20 protein-coding genes are annotated in these 19,808 nt (G+C 45.9%); 16 read left to right on the top strand and 4 right to left on the bottom strand.

The window, feature by feature from the left end:
- Positions 1-67: 67 nt before the first annotated feature.
- Positions 68-2,179 carry a phenylacetic acid degradation bifunctional protein PaaZ gene (gene paaZ, locus F893_RS05690; protein ID WP_005251041.1) on the bottom strand — a complete coding sequence of 704 codons (2,112 nt, stop codon included), beginning with the start codon at positions 2,177-2,179 and terminating at the stop codon, positions 68-70.
- A 262-nt stretch (positions 2,180-2,441) separates the two neighbouring features.
- On the opposite strand from paaZ, the gene paaA reads away from it, so the two are divergent.
- The 9 genes from paaA (at position 2,442) to pcaF (ending at position 10,539) form a co-directional block, all read left to right on the top strand.
- Positions 2,442-3,395: a 1,2-phenylacetyl-CoA epoxidase subunit PaaA gene (paaA, locus tag F893_RS05695; RefSeq protein WP_005251042.1), complete on the top strand. Its 954-nt coding sequence runs from the start codon at positions 2,442-2,444 to the stop codon at positions 3,393-3,395.
- 33 nt (positions 3,396-3,428) lie between these two features.
- The gene (paaB, locus tag F893_RS05700) at positions 3,429-3,719 is read left to right on the top strand and encodes a 1,2-phenylacetyl-CoA epoxidase subunit PaaB (RefSeq protein WP_004279183.1); all 291 of its coding nucleotides are present in this window, start codon (positions 3,429-3,431) and stop codon (positions 3,717-3,719) included.
- 17 nt (positions 3,720-3,736) lie between these two features.
- The gene (paaC, locus tag F893_RS05705; RefSeq protein WP_005251043.1) at positions 3,737-4,492 is read left to right on the top strand and encodes a 1,2-phenylacetyl-CoA epoxidase subunit PaaC; all 756 of its coding nucleotides are present in this window, start codon (positions 3,737-3,739) and stop codon (positions 4,490-4,492) included.
- A gap of 28 nt (positions 4,493-4,520) precedes the next feature.
- Positions 4,521-5,021, top strand: a complete 501-nt coding sequence (gene paaD, locus F893_RS05710) for a 1,2-phenylacetyl-CoA epoxidase subunit PaaD (RefSeq protein WP_005247163.1) — start codon at positions 4,521-4,523, stop codon at positions 5,019-5,021.
- A gap of 75 nt (positions 5,022-5,096) precedes the next feature.
- Positions 5,097-6,155, top strand: a complete 1,059-nt coding sequence (gene paaE, locus F893_RS05715) for a 1,2-phenylacetyl-CoA epoxidase subunit PaaE (RefSeq protein WP_005251045.1) — start codon at positions 5,097-5,099, stop codon at positions 6,153-6,155.
- 42 nt (positions 6,156-6,197) lie between these two features.
- Positions 6,198-6,968 carry an enoyl-CoA hydratase-related protein gene (locus F893_RS05720; RefSeq protein ID WP_005251052.1) on the top strand — a complete coding sequence of 257 codons (771 nt, stop codon included), beginning with the start codon at positions 6,198-6,200 and terminating at the stop codon, positions 6,966-6,968.
- A complete protein-coding gene (gene paaG, locus F893_RS05725) occupies positions 6,968-7,759 on the top strand; it encodes a 2-(1,2-epoxy-1,2-dihydrophenyl)acetyl-CoA isomerase PaaG (protein WP_005247159.1) in 792 nt (263 codons plus the stop codon). Before F893_RS05720 ends, paaG begins: the two co-directional genes overlap by 1 nt.
- 3 nt (positions 7,760-7,762) lie before the next feature.
- Positions 7,763-9,316 carry a 3-hydroxyacyl-CoA dehydrogenase gene (locus F893_RS05730; protein WP_005251054.1) on the top strand — a complete coding sequence of 518 codons (1,554 nt, stop codon included), beginning with the start codon at positions 7,763-7,765 and terminating at the stop codon, positions 9,314-9,316.
- Between the two features lie 11 nt (positions 9,317-9,327).
- Positions 9,328-10,539, top strand: coding sequence for a 3-oxoadipyl-CoA thiolase (gene pcaF / locus F893_RS05735; RefSeq protein ID WP_005251055.1), 1,212 nt, complete (start codon positions 9,328-9,330; stop codon positions 10,537-10,539).
- A gap of 90 nt (positions 10,540-10,629) precedes the next feature.
- Here pcaF and F893_RS05740 read toward each other — a convergent pair whose 3' ends face one another.
- On the bottom strand, positions 10,630-11,331 hold the full coding sequence (locus F893_RS05740; RefSeq protein ID WP_004282341.1) for an IS1 family transposase: 702 nt from the start codon (positions 11,329-11,331) through the stop codon (positions 10,630-10,632).
- A 64-nt stretch (positions 11,332-11,395) separates the two neighbouring features.
- Here F893_RS05740 and paaK point away from each other — a divergent pair, with 64 nt between their 5' ends.
- The 4 genes from paaK to F893_RS05760 all read left to right on the top strand — a co-directional run bounded on the left by paaK (position 11,396) and on the right by F893_RS05760 (position 15,221).
- Positions 11,396-12,688 carry a phenylacetate--CoA ligase PaaK gene (gene paaK, locus F893_RS05745; RefSeq protein WP_004279191.1) on the top strand — a complete coding sequence of 431 codons (1,293 nt, stop codon included), beginning with the start codon at positions 11,396-11,398 and terminating at the stop codon, positions 12,686-12,688.
- Between the two features lie 63 nt (positions 12,689-12,751).
- On the top strand, positions 12,752-13,690 hold the full coding sequence (gene paaX, locus F893_RS05750) for a phenylacetic acid degradation operon negative regulatory protein PaaX (RefSeq protein ID WP_004279192.1): 939 nt from the start codon (positions 12,752-12,754) through the stop codon (positions 13,688-13,690).
- A 31-nt stretch (positions 13,691-13,721) separates the two neighbouring features.
- Positions 13,722-14,330, top strand: coding sequence for a DapH/DapD/GlmU-related protein (locus tag F893_RS05755; RefSeq protein WP_005251058.1), 609 nt, complete (start codon positions 13,722-13,724; stop codon positions 14,328-14,330).
- Between the two features lie 129 nt (positions 14,331-14,459).
- Positions 14,460-15,221, top strand: a complete 762-nt coding sequence (locus tag F893_RS05760; protein ID WP_005251061.1) for a class I SAM-dependent methyltransferase — start codon at positions 14,460-14,462, stop codon at positions 15,219-15,221.
- A gap of 60 nt (positions 15,222-15,281) precedes the next feature.
- On the opposite strand, the gene F893_RS05765 is transcribed toward F893_RS05760, so the two are convergent.
- A complete protein-coding gene (locus tag F893_RS05765) occupies positions 15,282-16,091 on the bottom strand; it encodes a cytochrome C assembly family protein (protein WP_004646068.1) in 810 nt (269 codons plus the stop codon).
- A gap of 138 nt (positions 16,092-16,229) precedes the next feature.
- Here F893_RS05765 and ffh point away from each other — a divergent pair, with 138 nt between their 5' ends.
- The 3 genes from ffh (at position 16,230) to F893_RS05780 (ending at position 19,104) form a co-directional block, all read left to right on the top strand.
- Positions 16,230-17,636, top strand: a complete 1,407-nt coding sequence (gene ffh, locus F893_RS05770; protein WP_004279196.1) for a signal recognition particle protein — start codon at positions 16,230-16,232, stop codon at positions 17,634-17,636.
- Between the two features lie 151 nt (positions 17,637-17,787).
- Positions 17,788-18,360 carry an RBBP9/YdeN family alpha/beta hydrolase gene (locus F893_RS05775; protein WP_004646069.1) on the top strand — a complete coding sequence of 191 codons (573 nt, stop codon included), beginning with the start codon at positions 17,788-17,790 and terminating at the stop codon, positions 18,358-18,360.
- Between the two features lie 138 nt (positions 18,361-18,498).
- The gene (locus F893_RS05780; protein ID WP_004646070.1) at positions 18,499-19,104 is read left to right on the top strand and encodes an RBBP9/YdeN family alpha/beta hydrolase; all 606 of its coding nucleotides are present in this window, start codon (positions 18,499-18,501) and stop codon (positions 19,102-19,104) included.
- On the opposite strand, the gene F893_RS05785 is transcribed toward F893_RS05780, so the two are convergent.
- Positions 19,058-19,798, bottom strand: coding sequence for a type III pantothenate kinase (locus tag F893_RS05785; RefSeq protein WP_004646071.1), 741 nt, complete (start codon positions 19,796-19,798; stop codon positions 19,058-19,060). The genes F893_RS05780 and F893_RS05785 overlap by 47 nt on opposite strands.
- Positions 19,799-19,808 lie beyond the last annotated feature (10 nt).

Below are 19,808 nucleotides of genomic sequence, written 5' to 3' on the forward strand. Positions count from 1 at the left end.
TAGATACAAATAATTTTTAAAGATAAAAAAAAGGAATCATAATGATTCCTTTTTTTGGTATGAATTTTTAGCCACGTTCAACCAGCGTTAAAATATCGTAGGTTGCAACCAGTTCATTGCGCTGGTTTTTCACTTTAATATCCCAGACCACGACACCATGTGGTTTCTGTGCCGGATCGCGCAGTGCTTTTGGAGTTTTCTGCTTACAGGTCAGTTCTACCTGAATGGTATCGCCAATTTTTACCGGTTCTACAAAGCGCAAGTTGTCCATGCCATAGTTGGCAATGACCGGGCCTGGAGCAGCATCAACGAATAAACCTGCAGCTGCGGATACTACGAAATAGCCATGTGCGACACGCTCACCAAACAGTGATTCTGCCGCAGCAATTTTGTCCATATGCGCATAGAAGTGATCACCGCTCAGGCAGCCGAAATTCACTAGATCGGCTTCAGTCACGCTACGTCGTGCAGTCAGCAAGCGCTCGCCGATACGCAATTCATCAAATGACTTTTTGAAAGGATGCACACGGTCTTCAAAGACCTGAGCGCCTGCCGTCCAGCTATGGCCGACCTGGGTCATGGCATTTGGCGAGCCTTGAATCGCAGTACGTTGCATATAATGTTTGACTGCGCGCAAGCCGCCGAGTTCCTCACCTCCACCGGCACGACCCGGTCCACCATGCACCAGTAAAGGCAATGGAGAGCCATGTCCGGTACTTTCTTTGGCACTTTCAGCATCCAGAATATGGACACGACCATGCCATGGCGCAATTTTGCTGAGCAGTTGTTCAATATTTTCATCGGTATTGCGTACGATGGAGGCCACCAGGCTACCTTCGCCACGTGCCACCAGGTCAGCAAGCTGAGCCAGGTCAGTATATGGCATTAAAGTGACCACAGGCCCAAAAGCTTCAATTTTATGAATATTTTCTGCCTGAGCCGGTGCTTTACATAGCAAAACTGTCGGTGGATAGCATGCAGATGTCTCCGTATTTTGTACTTGAATCTTAAAGTCCTGACGCAAGTGGCTACCGAATACGATCTCTGCATCCTGGCTGAGCTGTTCAACTTTTGCAGCGACATCATATTTCTGTTTGACGCTGGCCAAAGCACCCATCGTTACGCCTTCCTGAGCCGGATCACCGACAACCACTTTTTTCAGTTTTGCAATCAGACGGTCTTGTACTGTATCCAATATCTCGGCTGGCACAAAGGCACGACGAATGGCAGTACATTTTTGTCCAGCTTTAGTGGTCATTTCACGGAAAACTTCACGGACAAATAAATCAATCGTTTCATCATTGGCTTGCGCTGTTAAAATCGCACTGTTGACCGAGTCTGCCTCCATGGTGAATGGAATCGAGTAGGCATTTAAATGTGGATGCGAACGCAGTTTTTGCCCTGTTGAAGCAGAACCGGTAAAAGTGACCGTATCTTGAGGATTTAAATGATCAAATAAATCATAGATCTGTCCACAAATGAGCTGTAGTGAACCTTCTGGCAAGAAACCGCTTTCATGAATGGCTTTGACCACGGCATGGGTCAGCTCGGCACCTTCGGTCGCCGGTTTGACAATACAGGGTACGCCTGCCAGTAGTGTAGGAGCGATTTTCTCCAGCATGCCCCAGATCGGAAAGTTAAAGGCATTGATATGCACGGCGACACCGGCTTTAGGCGTCAGAATATGTTTCGCGCCAAAGCTACCTTGCTTAGAAAGAGGAATCCAGGCATCTTCGACTAGCGCTGTTTCATCACTCAGTTCACGACGCACCAAACTTGAATACGCATATAAGGTGCCAATCCCACCTTCAACATCAATCCAGGCATCTTTACGGGTACAGCCGGTTGCTTTGGCAAGTTCATAAAAGTCTTCTTTGCGTTCCATCAAATATTGTGCCACTTGCTTCAGTGCATTGGCACGTTGATGGAAGGTCCATGTGGCAATAGCCGCGCCTTTTTGTTTGGCATACTTCACCACGGCTTGGGTATCGATGCCCTGACTGCCGACTTGATAAACCGCTTCACCGCTAATGGCATGATAAACCGTACGTAAATCGGCTCGCGCTATGTATTCCTGGCCGTACACCAGTGAAGCTAAGCTTTTGATGGCAAGAGGATTATGGCTCGATTCAGTATTGTGATAATCCATTGTGCTTGAGCTGCTGTCTAACTCTAACATTGTAAAAACTCCATTTACGATACGTTTTGAGATGTATTTTAATTTTGATGTTTCATAATTTGTGTTGAAAAAGTGAAAATGTCAATCATAAATCTGTGTTTAAAAATGCGTAACAATAAAATAAAAAATATTAAATGATATAAAACAAATATTTATTAAAAATAAGTGATAAAAATTAAATGATACCAATAAATAAATATTGATTTTAATTACGTATCGTTTTAATTTGAGTGTATCAACACTTGGGATAAGTGAGGGAACAATGAATAACCAACAACAAATCTTCGATCAAAAGATTGAAAAGGATATTTCTATAGAGCCGAAGGACTGGATGCCGGATGCTTATCGTAAGACCTTGATTCGTCAGATCGGTCAGCACGCACACTCTGAAGTGGTGGGCATGTTGCCGGAAGGCAACTGGATTACCCGTGCACCGACCTTAAAACGTAAAGCTGTGCTGATGGCAAAAGTTCAGGACGAAGCCGGTCATGCCTTGTATCTGTACAGTGCTGCAGAAACCTTGGGTGCCGATCGTGACGACATGATGGATAAGCTGATTGCCGGTCGCATGAAATATTCTTCAATTTTCAACTATCCAACCCTGAGCTGGGCCGATGTTGCCGCGATTGGCTGGCTGGTAGATGGTGCAGCAATTGTCAATCAGGTTGCGCTGTGCCGTACATCTTATGGTCCTTATGCCCGCGCTATGGTGCGTGTGTGTAAAGAAGAAAGTTTCCATCAGCGTCAGGGCTTTGAAGCCATGATGGAATTGGCCAATGGTACGCCGGAACAAAAGCAGATGGCACAGGATGCAGTGAACCGTTTCTGGTGGCCGGCACTGATGATGTTTGGTCCAAGTGATGATAATTCACCGAACAGTGCACAAAGTATGCAGTGGAAAATTAAATTATTCAGCAACGATGAGCTACGTCAGAAATTTGTCGATAACACCGTGTCGCAAGTTTTGCAGCTGGGTTTAACCGTTCCAGATCCAGACCTCAAATTCAATGAAGCCACCGGACATTACGAATTTGGTGAAATCAATTGGGATGAGTTTTTTGCGATTCTTGCAGGCAAGGGACCGTGTAACCATGAGCGTATTGAAGCACGCCGCAAAGCTTGGGAAGGCGGCAAGTGGGTACGTGATTCAGCAGCCGTCTATGCGCAGAAACAGCAGAAACAGCAGCAACAGTCAGCAGCACAAAAAGTCGCTTAAAAAATAGTTTGATCAATATAAGGAAATTTGCTCATGAATAACAAAAATAACTGGTCACTTTATGAAGTGTTTGTGCGTAGTAAACAGGGTCTGAGTCACCGTCATGTCGGCAGCCTGCGTGCGCCGGATGAGGAAGTCGCACTACAAAATGCCCGCGATGTATATACCCGCCGCAATGAAGGCATCAGTATCTGGGTGGTGAAATCTGAATTGATTACCTCTTCCCAGCCAGATGAAAAAGCAGAGTTTTTTGAACCCGCTTTGGACAAGGTTTATCGTCATCCAACCTTTTATAACATTCCAGCTGGCATCGAGCACATGTAAAGGGAAAGGTGAAGATTATGACAAATCAAGTATTGGCAGAATTTCTTTTACATGTGGGTGACAGTCAACTGATCCTGTCTCATCGTTTGGCAGAGTGGTGTGGTCATGCACCTGAACTGGAGCTGGATATTGCCTTAGCCAATATTGGACTGGATTTATTGGGTCAGGCACGTACTGCCCTCAGTCTGGCGGGTGAAGTGGAAGGACAGGGTCGTGATGAAGACAAGCTGGCTTATTTCCGCACCGAGCGTGAATACCGTAATTTGCTGCTGTGCGAACAGCCGAATGGTGATTTTGCCCAGACTTTGGTACGCCAGTGGTTGATGGATCACTACCACACTTTATTATTTAGTGTTTTAACTAAAAGTCAGCATGCTGAGTTGGCTGCCTTTGCAGTGAAATCACTCAAAGAAGTGAAATATCACCAGCGTTTTTCCACCACCTGGATGGAACGCTTAAGTTTAGGTACCGCAGAAGCGCATGAAAAAACCCAGCAAGGTCTAAACGAGTTATGGCGTTTTACCGAAGAACTTTTTGTTCTGACGGCAGCTGAAAAACAACTAGTCGATAGCGGTGTCATTCCAGAGATTGAAAATTTAAAAGTCCAGTGGCTGGAGACCATTACAGCCGAGCTGGCGCGATTTGAATTAAGCCTGCCAGAGCTGGGTGCTTATCGCAGTGGGGCTAAACAGGGTTTACATACAGAACATCTCGGTTTTGTTTTGGCTGAACTGCAATACATGCAGCGCTTATATCCAAACATGAACTGGTAATTCGGCACAATCACAGGGAGTGAGTCGCATGAATCTGATTCGACACGTAGAAGATCAATGTTGGGACGTTTTACAGCAAGTTTCTGATCCAGAGATTCCGGTATTGTCAGTGATTGATCTGGGTATGATTCGTGGCGTCGAGCTGAATCAGCAGGATGAAATTGTGGTGCGACTCACGCCGACCTATAGCGGCTGTCCGGCCACGGATTTATTAAAAGCAGAAATTACCCAGGCTTTCGAGGCCAATGGTTTGACGCCGGTCAAAGTCATTGTGGACCTGTCTCAAGCCTGGACCACGGACTGGATGAGTGAATCGGGCAAACACAAATTACAGCAATATGGTATTGCCCCGCCGCAAGGCCAGTCACATAGCTGTGGTACGCATGTGGCATTGACCGATGGCATCACCTGTCCACAGTGCTTAAGTAACAACAGCAAATTATTAAGTGAATTCGGTTCGACCGCCTGTAAAGCTTTATATCAATGTCGGGACTGCTTAGAAACTTTTGACTATTTCAAATGTATTTGATTGTAACGATTGCGCGGTGGGCAGGGTAAACCAATAACAAGCCTGAACACCGCCACCTAAAAGAAGGATTTTGCCATGAGCCAATTTATACCATTAACCATTAAATCGATTCAGCCACAAACCGAGCAGGCGATCTGCATTGCCTTTGATCTCGCGCCTGAGCAGTTGGATGCTTTCCAATATCAGCCGGGTCAGCACCTGACCATTCGTCATTTAACCGATGACGGCGAGCTGCGCCGCTGTTACTCGATCTGCAGTGATACGCAGGAAGACATGAGTATTGCGATTAAAAAAATTGATCAGGGTCAGTTTTCAACCTGGGCCAATGCGCATCTCAAAGCGGGCGATGTACTAGAAGTCATGCCACCGCAAGGGGTGTTTTTTCAGAAAGCCGCCAAGGCTGGTGGCCAGAATTATCTAGGATTTGCAGCAGGCAGTGGCATTACGCCAATTTTATCGATTGTAAAGTCGGTATTGAACCGTCAAGCGGAAGCAACATTCACTCTGGTATATGGCAACCGCTCCTGGAAACAGACCATGTTCTCTGAACAGATCATGGACTTGAAAGACCGTTTTAAGGAACGTCTGCAACTGGTAAATATTTTTTCACGTGAACTGAATGACAGTGACATCTTTAATGGTCGGATTGATGCAGACAAATTGCAGCAGTTATTTCAGGCCAATCTGATTTCAGCCGAAGCAGATCACTGTTTTGCCTGTGGTCCTGAAGAAATGATGACAGCAGTCGAAACGGTATTGCCGACTTGGGGCATTCAGCGCAGCAAGATTCACACTGAACGCTTCAATACGGGTACTGCACCGAAAGCAACCGCCCAGCAGATGGAAAGCCGTAGCGAAGAACGCGTCAATATTGTTCTAGATGGTCGTGAGCTGATTATCGAAGTCTCCAAACAGGACGACAGTATTTTAGATGCTGCGCTACGTGCTGGGGCAGACCTGCCATATGCCTGTAAGGGCGGCGTCTGTGCAACCTGTAAATGTAAGGTGTTAGAGGGACAGGTTGAAATGGCGGTGAATTACAGTCTGGAAGAAGATGAAATTCAGAAAGGCTATGTGCTCAGTTGTCAGGCACGTCCAACCACGGCCAATGTCCGACTCAGTTTTGATGAATAAAAGCTGAATTTACAGCACCGCGAGCATAGCAGGAGTTCAAGGATGACCTACATTAAAACCAGCTCACCCAAGCCGGGTGTGGTACTGATCGAGCTAAATCGTCCAGAAAAGCGCAATGCTTTAAACAATGCCACCTTGCAAAACATTGCAGCCTGTCTACAGGACTTGGAAACAGATGCTGCTGTGAAAGCCGTGGTCATCACCGGAAATACGCAATGCTTTGCTGCCGGTGCTGATTTAAATGAGCTGGCGCAGTTAGATGTGGTCAGCATCCAGCAAGACCAACGCCCACTGCTCTGGAAAAAAATTGATGAATTTTCCAAGCCTTTAATCATGGCCGTAAATGGTTATGCTTTTGGTGCAGGTTTCGAGTTGGCTTTGCATGGTGACATGGTGCTGACCGGAGAAAATGCCCAGTTTGCCTTGCCTGAAATCGGTTTAGGTATGTTGCCGGGTGCCGGTGGAACCCAGCGTCTGGCCCGTCTGGTCGGTCAGCAATTAAAGATGCGCTGGGCCATGACTGGTGAAATGATTTCGGCACAAACAGCCTTGCAACATGGCATTAGTAGCCAGGTTTGTCCGGCAGGACTGACCGTGCAATACGCACTGGAACTGGCAGAAAAAATTGCCAAGCAGGCACCGCTGGCCATTCGTGCCATCAAGCAATCTTTAAAGTCGATTCATGAAGTGACTTTAAGTCAGGGACTGAAACTTGAACGTCAACATTTTGTCTGGCTGGCGGCGACCCAAGATCGCCAGGAAGGCATCAATGCATTTTTAGAAAAAAGAAAACCAGAATTTAGAGGTATGTAATGGATTATCAAACAATTATTGTCGAAGAAAAAAATGCAGTGGGCTACCTGACCTTTAACCGTCCAAAACAGCTCAACAGCTTTAATGAAACCATGCATCAGGAAGTCTCCAAGGTCATCAAGGCCTGGGCCAAAGACAGCCAGATTCGTGCCGTAGTGATCTCAGCCGAAGGCCGCGGTTTCTGTGCCGGTCAGGATCTGAATGACCGTGTGGTCGATCCGAATGCCGATGCACCGGACTTAGGTCTGTCGATTGAAAAATATTACAACCCTCTGATCAAGCTGATTACCGAAATGCCTAAACCGGTGATTTGTGCGGTGAATGGTGTGGCAGCAGGGGCAGGCGCCAATATTGCCCTGGCCTGTGACATTGTGGTGGCAGCAAAATCGGCTTCCTTTATTCAGGCCTTCTGCCGTCTTGGCTTGGTGCCAGATTCAGGCGGTACCTGGTTCCTGCCGCGTCTGGTCGGGCGTGCTCAGGCGATGGGCCTTGCCATGCTCGGCGATAAAATTCCGGCTGAGCGCGCAGTACAACTGGGCATGATCTGGCAAGTGGTTGAAGATGAACAACTGCAAGCAGAAGCGAAAAAACTGGCAGAGCATCTGGCACAGCAACCGACCTATGGTCTGTCCCTGATCAAAAAAGCCATCCATGCCGCAGCCGACAATAATCTGGATGAGCAGCTCATTCTGGAACGTGACCTGCAACGTCTGGCTGGACGTTCAAGCGACTATAAAGAAGGTGTACAAGCCTTTATGCAGAAGCGTACCCCTGAATATAAAGGATGCTAAATCATGCAACAGATCAATTTGGAACAAGTCAAAGTTGCTGTGGTCGGTGCTGGAACCATGGGGATTGGTATTGCACAACTGGCAGCCATGCACGGGCATCCGACCTATGTGTTTGATCTCGATCGCAGCAAAGTTCAGAGTGCCTTGACTGCTTTAGAGGCGCAGCTGAGCAAGCGCGTACAAAATGGCAAAATGACCCAGCAATTGCTGGAGAGTACCTTCGCCAATCTGATTGTGGCAGAGGACATTCAGCAGCTTGCCGATGCGGGCTTAATTATTGAAGCCATTGTTGAAAAGAAAGAAGTGAAGCAAAACCTGTTTCAACAGCTGGCTGCCATTTGCCCGGAACAGACGATTTTTGCGTCTAATACTTCTTCAATTTCCATTACCGCAATTGCCTCGGCGATTCCACATCCCGAGCGAGTGATTGGTCTGCATTTCTTTAATCCGGCGCCGGTGATGAAACTGGTCGAGATTATCCGCGGACTGAAAACCTCAGCAGCGATTGCCGATGCAGTATTTGATCTGATGAAGGACTGGAACAAGGTTCCGGTGCGAGCCAAATCGACCCCCGGTTTTATCGTCAATCGTGTCGCACGACCTTATTATGCCGAGGCCTTTCGTGCCTTGCAGGAAAATGCCACCACCCCGGAACAGCTCGATTACATCATGCGCGAATGTGGCCGTTTTGCCATGGGGCCGTGTGAACTTACAGATCTGATTGGGCAGGATGTGAATTTCTCGGTCACACAAAGTGTCTATCAGGAATTTTTCTATGAGCCACGCTACCGCCCGTCCTTGATTCAAAAAGAACTGGTCGATGCCGGCTGTTATGGCCGCAAGTCCGGTCAGGGTTTTTATGATTACACGCAGTCCAAGCCTGTGCCTGTATATGAATTGCCAGTGTGTTATGCCAAGTCGCTGAATAAGCTCAAAGTCACGGTAAAAGGTGAATGGCGACATTCCTTAGCCTTGATTGAACGTTTAAAACAGGCCTCTCATGTGGATCTCATTTTTCAGGCGGCAGAACAGAATGAAATCCTGATTGGTGATCTTTCCCTGCGATTATCGCTCGGTGAGTCGGTTGAACTGGCTTATCCGCATGAGCCTGTAGTGTTGATGGACTGGCATGCAGATTGGACAAATGCCCAGGCAATTCCAGTCGTTGCATCACCAGCATGTAGTACTGAACAGCGCCAGGCAGTGGAGCTATTCCTCATAGGTATGGATATGATACCTATTTGGTCTAAGGATCATCCCGGTCTTTATGTTATACGTAGTATTGCCATGTTAGTGAATGAAGCCTGTGAAGCGGTATTGCATGATATTTCATCAGAGCAAGATATTGATTCTGCTATGAAATATGGCGTGAATTATCCTTGTGGTCCATTCGAGTGGGCAGATAAAATTGGATATTGCACAATTTTACAAATTTTAGAAAATATGTATCGTATTTATGGTGAAGACCGCTATAGAACTAGTATATATTTAGCAAAGAAAGCGGTGCAGGGACATGCACAGAAAACTCAGCAGCAACCATTACGCGTTGCTGGCTAAAAGGAAGAATCATGGAACAGGTTTATATTTTTGATGGAATTCGCACCTCGATCGGACGCTATGCCGGTGGACTGAGCAGCATTCGTGCTGATGATCTGGCAGCGCTACCGATTCAATATCTGAAAGATCAGCATCCTGCCTTGCCATGGGCAGAACTGGATGAAGTGATCTTGGGCTGTGCCAATCAGGCCGGTGAAGATAACCGCAACGTGGCGCGTATGGCTGCTTTACTCGCAGGGTTGCCTGAATCTGTTCCAGCGCTCACCGTGAACCGCTTATGTGCTTCAGGTCTGGATGCCATTGGACTGGGAGCACGTGCCATCAAATCGGGTGAAGCACAATTTGTTTTGGCGGGTGGCGTAGAATCCATGAGCCGAGCGCCTTTCGTGCAATCCAAACCTACGACTGCCTTTAGCCGTACCCCTGAAATTTATGACACCACCATTGGCTGGCGTTTTATCAACCCAAAATTTAAAGCACAGTTTGGCGTTGACAGCATGCCGGAAACGGCCGAAAACGTCGCTGAAAAGTATCAGATTAGCCGTGCAGACCAGGACCTGTTTGCCTATCACAGCCAACAGAAAACCGCAGTAGCCCAGCAGAAGGGTATTTTTGCCGAAGAAATTCTGCCAGTAGAGGTCAAAGGTCCGAAGAAAAGCACTCTGACCATTTCCCAAGATGAGCATCCGCGCGCAGAGACGACGCTGGATAATCTGGCCGCCTTAAAAACCCCATTTCGTAAAGAAGGCGGCTCAGTCACCGCTGGCAATGCTTCGGGTGTCAATGACGGGGCGGCTTGCGTATTACTTGGGAATCAGCAGTTTGCCGAGCAGTATGGTTTGAGCCCGAAAGCTAAAGTGATCGGGATGGCCAGCGCCGGTGTCGAAGCTAAATATATGGGTATTGGGCCGGTTCCAGCGGTACAGAAAGTGCTGAAACAGACTGGCCTGAGTCTGGAGCAGATGGACGTGATTGAGCTAAATGAAGCATTTGCAGCGCAATCGCTGGCCGTGATTCGTGAACTCGGCTTGCAAGACGATGATTCCAGAATTAACCCGAATGGCGGTGCCATCGCTTTGGGTCATCCGCTGGGTATGAGTGGCACCCGTTTGGTGATTACCGCCATGAAAGAATTAAAACGTCGTAATGGCAAATATGCACTCTGCACCATGTGTGTGGGTGTTGGTCAAGGTGTTGCACTGGTTTTAGAAAATATGGATTAAACACATCATTCAATCAATGAATTAAACCGTGGTCAGGAAGACTGCGTCAGGAGTAAGAATATGGGTGGTGTTTCAAAAAGTATGCTGGCATTAAACGAATCCATTATTGATATAAAAGAACACTAAATCAAAGGCTTTGAAATGATTTTCAAGCTTTTTGGAGAAGTTGCAGCTTCTCCTAAAGCCTCGCCTGATTCGATGCCGTAATCGACAATTATTGCCTTCTATACCCACAGTGAAAAATTTACCAATCAACTGTTTGCATTCTTTAAAGGTCGTAACAAAGCTATCCCAATGGTCACTTGATATACATGTATAGCTTACACCTAACTGCTTCAATTTTAATTTAAGTCGTTTTGCAGTGGCTAAATCTCGGTTACCCCATACATAAGCAACAATTTCACCTGTTTCTCGATGATAGGCATAAATTAGCCATTGTTTATTTTGCTTATGACCAACAAAAGTCCAAAACTCATCTACTTCAAGGGTTTCATAATGACTTTGCTGTGCTCGAAGTTGATATTTTGATTGGCTAAGTGTCCGTAGAACTTTACCGATACTTACTCTTTCAATTTCTGCTATATCCCTGACACCACTGCCTCGCACCATGAGGTGTAATATTTTGGTTTTGATACCTGAGTGACAGCCTTGATAACTGAGAGCATGATCACCAATAAATTGACGTCTGCATATTTTACATTGGTAATTTTGCTTACCATCTACTTTTGTGCCATTTTTCTTTATACTGTCACTTAGGCAGGCTGGACACTTGATTTCTAGAGTTATTCGCATTTCTCTATTTTATCAAAATCCAACCTGCTTTTTTTCAGCATACTTTTTGAAACACCACCAGAATATGAATAACAATGCAATGGAAAAAATTGAAAAAGTATCGGTTGATGAGTTACGCAGTGTTCAGCTACAGCGTATGAAAAAGACGTTGCAACATGCTTATCAGAATAGCCCGGTTTATAAAAAGAAATTCGATGATGCTGGCGTGCATCCAGACGATTTTAACTCTCTGGAAGATCTGGCCAAATTCCCGTTTACCACCAAACAGGATTTACGTGATAACTATCCGTTTGGTATGTTCGCTGTTCCACAGGAACAGATTGTACGTGTGCACGCATCTTCTGGCACCACCGGTCAGCCGACCGTAGTGGGTTATACCCAAAATGATATTAATGTCTGGTCAGACGTGGTGGCGCGTTCCCTGCGTGCAGCCGGCTTGAGCAGCAAAGATATCATTCAGGTGTCTTATGGTTATGGTCTGTTTACGGGCGGTCTAGGCGCGCATTATGGCGTTGAGCGTTTGGGTGCAACCGTGATTCCAATGTCTGGCGGACAAACCGATAAACAGGCGCAACTGATTCATGACTTTAAACCGACAGCACTGATGGTTACGCCATCTTACTGCCTGAACATTATTGAAGCGCTTGAGAAGAAATTTGGCACAGCCAAAAACTGTTCGATTAAAACCGGCGTCTTTGGTGCAGAGCCATGGACCAATGAAATGCGCAAGGAAATTGAAGAGCGTCTGGGCATTGATGCCCTAGATATTTATGGTCTGTCAGAAGTCATGGGACCGGGCGTGGCGATGGAATGTCTGGAATCTAAAGATGGCCCAACCATCTGGGAAGATCATTTCTATCCTGAAATTATCCATCCGGAAACTGGCGAAGTGCTGCCAGATGGCGAACTGGGTGAACTGGTCTTTACCACCATTACTAAAGAAGGCATGCCGGTAATCCGTTACCGTACCCGTGACCTGACCCGTTTATTGCCAGGCACGGCACGCACCATGCGCCGTATGGACAAGATTGTCGGCCGTAGTGATGACATGATGATTATTCGTGGGGTCAATGTCTTCCCATCACAGATTGAAGAGCAGATTTTACAGATCCAGCAACTGATTCCGAACTATCAGATCCAGATTTGCAAACAGGGACATCTGGATACATTGCATATCCGTACCGAAATGCGTAAAGATAGCAGTGACATTATGGCGCACCAGTTGGCAACTCAGCTGAAAAGCCAGATTAAAACCATGGTCGGAATCACCGTGAGTGTCGAAGTGTTACCTGAAGGGAGTCTGCCACGCTCTGAAGGCAAGGCACAGCGCGTGTTTGATATCCGCAAGTCTGCATGAAGTACTATTGGATGATAGCCAAATGGTCTATCATCCAGTTTCTATAAGGTAAAGTTAAACGCAATGAATCCGAAATTAAAACAAATAATTGATGACTTTATTCAAACTGAAGCACTCAGCGGAACCTCATTAATCATGACCATCTTTGGTGACTGTATTTTTCACCGGGGTGGCATTATCAGTCTGGCCAGTCTAATTCAGCTCATGGATGTCTTCGGATTTAATGAACGATCGGTACGGACTGCCGTATTTCGTCTGGTCCAAAATGGCTGGCTGATGTCTGAGAAAATTGGTCGCACCAGTTATTATCGCGTAACCGAAAGCAGCCGCCAGCGTTTTATTATGGCGGATCAAAAAATTTACAGTTTTCAGCATACCGAATGGGATCAGAAGTGGGATCTGGTGCTGCTCAGTTCAGTGGAACTGGAAAATAAACTGGTTCTGAAAAAAGAACTGGAATGGCTGGGCTTTGCCAATATCGCCACTAATGTCATGGCCTATCCGGGCTGTGATCACCAGAAACTGCAAAACCTGCTGCTGAACTTGAAAATGACCGACCAAGTCGTGGTATTTAAGGCTGAAACCTTACAGCTCTGGCAGGAATCCTACCCAACCGTGAAACGCATGGTCGCCACCAACTGGCCGGTACAGGAGCTGCATCAGCGCTATGAAAAATTCATTGCAGATTTCCGGGAATTCTTTCATCTGGTGGAACAGGAAGATGAGCTGGATCCGGTTCAGGCCTTTCAGTTGCGAATTTTACTGATTCATCAATTCCGCCGGATTTTATTAAAAGATCCAAATCTGCCTTTTGAATTATTGCCATCCAACTGGCTTTCCCTGAATGCCCGTAATCTGAGCAGTAATTTATATCAAACCGTGGTTGCGGCAGGGGATGAATTCTTTATGGAGATCGCCCGAACTTCGGAAGGTTCGATGCCGCCGGTACATCCACAATTCTATAAACGCTTTGGCGGTTTGCGACTGGAAGCCGTCAGCTAATCTAATTCTGCATTTTTAAAGGAATAAAATAATGCCGTGTTATGCCATTGATGGTGTGATTCCTGTGGTCAGCCCTCGTGCTTATGTACATCCACAAGCCGTTCTGATCGGGGATGTGGTGATTGAAGAGGGCGTATATATCGGGCCTTTCGCAACTTTAAGAGCCGACTTTGGCGGGATTCACATCCAGAAAAATGCCAATGTTCAGGATTCCTGTACCATTCATGGCTTTCCCGGTAGCGTCACGCTGGTCGAAGAATATGGTCATATCGGACATGGCGCGATTTTACATGGCTGTATCATTCGCAAAAATGTACTGGTGGGCATGAACAGCGTAATTCTGGATGAAGCCGAAATTGGTGAAAATACCATTATCGGTGCCAATAGCACGGTTAAAGCTAAAGCTCAAATTCCGGAAAATTCATTGGTGCTCGGTAGTCCGGCGCGGGTCATCCGTCCCCTGGAAGCCAAAGAAATCGCCTGGAAAAGCAAAGGGACGCAAGAATATATTCAGCTGACCGAGCGCTGCTTGTCCTCAATGCAGGAGGTCAGTCCGTTAACAGAAGTCTCCGCAGACCGGCTGAGCTATAAAGCCTTCAAGGCAGAGTATCAGATCAAGCAGAATAGCTTGAATGACTAAGTCAAGAACATGATTCTATTCATTGAATGAATTCTGCATTTTAAAAACAGGAAGTGAATGAAACCAAATTCCAACTGCATTCCCTGACCGGCTATTTAGACTGAAATAAAACTGGTCTGGAAAGCATATATGGAAAATAGGGAATTTAAAGATCATTTCTCCCAGCAGTCACAGGACTATGCCTTGTTTCGTCCGCATTATCCGGATGCATTGGGAAAGCTATTGGCAGAGCTGTCACCAGGTACTAAATTGGCTGTAGATGTCGGCTGTGGTTCTGGACAGCTTTCAGAGGTTTTGGCGAATTACTTCGATCAGGTGATGGCAATTGATGCAAGTAGTGAACAGCTTGCCCAGGCCAAACCGCATCCAAAAATTCAGTATGGTCAGGCATTCGCTGAAGAGATCCCGTGTGTTGACCAGAGTATTGATCTGATTGCGGTGGCTCAAGCAGCGCATTGGCTCGATCTGGAAAAGTTTTATGCAGAAGTTCGCCGTATTGCCCGGCCCAATGCCATTCTGGCTTTAATTAGCTATGGCGTGTTCAGTGTGGATGAGCCACATCTGAATCATTACTTTAAGCATTTTTATGAGGTGACGCTTGCACCGTACTGGCCGCCTGAACGTCGCCATGTAGATGAAGGATATAAAAATCTACCATTTCCATTTCAGGAAATTGTGATTCAACCACCTGTATTAGAGGTTGAATGGAACTTTTATCAGTTAATTGGTTATATGAGTACTTTGTCGGCCGTGAAAGCTGCCACTAAAGCACTTGGACATAATCCACTGAATGTACTGGCAGATGCCTTATTGCCACAATGGGAAGGTCCAGAATTGCCTAGAGTCATTCGCTGGCCATTATCAGTGCGTGCGGGGCGTATAACCGTTTAAAGAATATTCAAGCTAAAGCCTGTTTATTGGACAATGGATTGAATATTTCAAGGCTCAGAATTATCGCCCTAGAATCATTTCCAGCACAAATTTAGACCCAATAAAACCCAGTGCCAGCAAGCCAAAACCGAGCAGAGTAAAGCGCACGGCTTTCTGGCCACGCCAGCCAAACTTCCAGTGTCCGATTAATAGTGAACCGTAAACCAGCCAGGAAATAATACTGAACGCAGTTTTATGTGCCAGATGCTGGGCGAAGAAATTGTCGATGGTGAAAAAGCCAAAGCCCAAAGCGAGGGTAAGTAAAACAAAACCGGTCATCAGCATATCAAACAGGAGCGATTCCATGTCCTGATAAGAGGGTAGCAAACTGACCCAGACCCGGCGTTTCTGCTTCTTTTTCAGCTCACGATCCTGAAAACGTAAAATTACGGCCTGAATGGTTGCCATGAGCAATACTGCATAAGCAGACAAAGACAAAATAATATGAATATCCAGACCCAAAGAGTTTTGTGCGATGATTTTTGCAGGCTGAGTAAACGCAAAGCCGAGGATCAAACCTGTGGCAGCTACTGGAATTCCGATCAGATTCAGGGCAATAATTGGACGATAAGTACTGTAAATAATGCTGAGTAATAGCATTAGACCGGAGGTAAAAGAAAACAGGGCAAAGACATCATAATTGATGCCTAGCGAGGTATGCATATCGCCATATAAAACCAGTGCATGCAGGCTCAGGCCAAGCAGTGCAGTTAGCGAGACAAACCATTGATTAGGAGCACGTTTAGACATTAAATGAATGAACAGATACCAGAAGGAAGCGGTATAAGCGACTAATGCTAAGATCGTATAAACCAAGGGGAGGCTAACCATGTCAAACCTTTTTAAGGGTGATGAATATTCATTTATATAAATTCGCTGCGAACTACAGTATCCTATAGCATTCTATGCATAAATTTTCTATTTTAAGAAACAATTTTTTGCTCATGGCTATTTTAAGCGGATTTTGCAATGTTTGATACCTTAACAGAACGACTCACGCAGAGTTTAAGAAATGTTACTGGCTCAGGGCAGCTAACCGAAGACAATATTAAAGATACGTTACGTGAAGTGCGTATGGCGCTTCTTGAGGCCGATGTTGCATTACCTGTAACTCGTGAATTCATCGCGAAAGTTAAGGAAGAAGCATTGGGCCAGGAAGTGATGACTCAGTTATCTCCTGGGCAGGCTTTTGTCAAAATCGTTCATGACGAATTGACCAAAATGATGGGCGAGGCCAATGAAAGCCTCGACCTCGCTGCAAAACCACCTGTGGTTGTCCTGCTGGCAGGCCTGCAGGGTGCAGGTAAAACAACAACTGCAGCAAAACTTGCACGCTTCTTACAAGAACGTCAAAAGAAAAAAGTCGCGATGGTCTCTGCCGACGTATATCGTCCGGCTGCGATCAAACAGTTACAGACTGTCGCGGGTGAAGTCGGTGCGATTTTCCTGGAATCCAGCGCAGACGAAAAACCGATTACGATTGTGAATCGTGCGATTGAACAGGCAAAAATCCAGTTTGCCGATGTGCTGATTGTCGATACGGCAGGTCGTTTGCATATCGATGATGACATGATGGGTGAAATCAAAGAGCTGCATGCAGCGATTAACCCGACTGAAACCCTGTTCGTGGTCGATGCCATGACTGGTCAGGATGCGGCAAACACCGCTAAAGCATTCAACGATGCCTTGCCTTTAACTGGTGTGATTCTGACCAAAACTGATGGTGATGCGCGCGGTGGTGCGGCATTGTCAGTGCGTGCGATTACCGGTAAGCCAATCAAATTCTTGGGTATGGGTGAGAAACTCGATGCCTTGGAGCCATTCCATCCTGAGCGTGTCGCACAGCGTATTCTCGGTATGGGTGATGTACTTTCTTTGGTCGAAGAACTTGAACGCAAGGTCGACAAAGAAAAAGCCGAAAAAATGGCGAAAAAACTGCAAAAAGGCGGCAGCTTCAACTTTGAAGACATGCTGATGCAGTTTGAGCAGATGAACAAGATGGGCGGCATGATGGGCTTCCTGGACAAACTTCCTGGCATGAGCAATGCCGGTCTGCAAGATGCGTTGGCGCAAGCCAATCCTGAAAAGCAGGTCAAGAAAATGGAAGCGATTATCCAGTCGATGACTATCAAAGAGCGCCGTAACCCGGACTTGATGAACCCAAGCCGTAAAAAACGTATCGCAGCAGGTTGTGGTATGGAAGTGGCAGAAGTCAACAAGCTGATCAAGCAACATGCCCAAATGGCCAAGATGATGAAAAAATTTGCCAATCCATCGGGTATGGCGAAAATGATGAAATCACTTGGCGGCTTGCAGAAACAGTTTGGCGGCGGCGGTGGTATGGGTCCATTGTTCGGCGGCAACGACAAGAAATAAGTTTTATTTTAAAAAAAGGCGCAATATGCGCCTTTTTTTATTGCGAATAAATGGTCAAACTGGTTTAAACAAAACAACATTTACTTACCCAAAATAAAAATCCAATCAGGCAGACTCGGGAATATCAGCACAAAATAAAGAGAAATTTCAAATGAACCAAGTAATTGTCGTACATGGTTATACTGCAAGCCCGGAAGAAAATTGGTATCCATGGATTCAGGAAAAAGCCCAACAGGAAAATGTCAGTTTAAAAGTACTCCGGCTGGATCCATCGCCTACACCGACACTGGACACCTGGGATCAGCAAATGCGTGAACAGATTGATGCAATTGACGAGGACAGTATCTTTATCGCACATAGCTTGGGAACTGTGGCCGCATTGCATTACTTATCCAGAGAATTAAAACAGCAGAAAATTCAGCAACTGGTACTGATCGCGGGATTTAATGGTCGATTGGGTCGCCTGGATGAAGTAAATCCTTTTATTGATGCTGCTGAGATCGATTTTGATTTACTCAAACAGCAGATTGCAGAGCGTGTAGTGATCTATTCTGAAGGCGATGATCGGGTTGCGCCTGAATTTAGTCTGGAACAGGCGGACAGTCTGGATGCCATTGTGGTGAATGCCAAGCACCATGGGCATTTTATTGATTCTCAAGGTTGTACTGATCTGCCGGAACTCTGGAAAGTGATCAAGCCTTATCTGATTAAATCCGAAGTTTAAGCATGTTGTTGTATTCGCTAAATTTTAAAGTTTAACATGAGATGGTGTTCAAAAAGGCACTTGAATTCCATCTCCAGACTGGTTAAAACTAATTTTTTGTCGACGCAATTTGCGTTCAATGATAATAAGTAAATCACTATGAAAAATATAATAAAAAAAGTCTATATCGTCCCTGATTATCAGGCGAACTCCAATGATCACTGGTATCCTTGGCTGAGTCGCCAGCTTAAAAATGCCGGTTTTGAGTCCAAGCGGATTATGCTGGCCAACCCCTTTCAGCCTGATTTAGAAGAGTGGCAGCAGAATCTGAAACTGCACATTCCGCACATGGATGAACATACCTTTTTAGTTGCACATGGCCTGAGTTGCGTCAGTGTTTTAAAATTTTTACAGGAACATTATATTCAGCAGCAACACAAGATCGGCGGCATCATTCTGGTCTCGGCCTTTGATACACCGCTGGTGGCCTGGTCAGAACTGAATAAAATACTGCAGGCTGTGCGACTCGATCTGAAAAACTTGCCGTATAGCTATAAACGTGCGGTGATGCTGATCTCCAGTAATGATCCCTATGTGCCTGCACCGATTTCCTTGCGTTTAGCACATAGCTTGAATGCACAAATTTTTGAGATCAAAAAAGCCGGGCATTTCAACAAGTCCGATGGCTTTGCCGATTTTCCGCAATTGCTGGACATTATCAAACAGTGTCTGGCAAATGAGCTGCAAAATGCTGCAGGCCTTTAAGCAAAAGATCCGGTTCAATCCGGGGCTGATACTGAGCGAGATGTTGCGCAAACAGCGGCGCATCTCCACCAGTTAAAACCAACTGTGCAGGGAAATCACGCAATACTTTTTCGATGATACTCAGCAGACCAAGTAGGATGCCATGATGTACCGCATCGATGGTATTGCGTCCAGGATTGAGTTCAGAAAAAGCGGCATCCGGAATTTTAATGCCTTTGGTATTCTGAATTAGGGAGTCACGCTGCAAGTATAGATTTGGCAGAATAAATCCACCCAAATGTTGTTGTCCTTGCGCCAGATCAATGGTCAGCGCCGTACCGCAACTAATCACACAATAATTTTCATGCGTTTGCGTCGCCACTGCAAGTACCTGTAACCAGCGGTCAATCCCCAGTTGCGAAGGTTCATCATAGCCACAGATCAGACCGGCATATTCTGCCTGTACTTGAGCAAAAATCACTGGAATATGCAGGCTTTCTAAAATGCTGAGAATGCGCTCATTATTGATTTTATCTTGGACAGAGGATAGACCTACCTGATGCAAGCCCAGCGCTTTGAAATGCTGGATCAGGCCAAGTAACAAATCAGCAGGGGACTGTAAATGTAATTCTGCTGCCTGTTCAATAATCTGATCATGCTCGGTAATCCAGTATTTAAGCCGGGTATTGCCGATATCCAACCATAATTTTTTCATTGCTGTATGC

The organism is Acinetobacter sp. CIP 102136 (assembly GCF_000369685.1).
GTDB classification, from domain to species: domain Bacteria; phylum Pseudomonadota; class Gammaproteobacteria; order Pseudomonadales; family Moraxellaceae; genus Acinetobacter; species Acinetobacter fasciculus.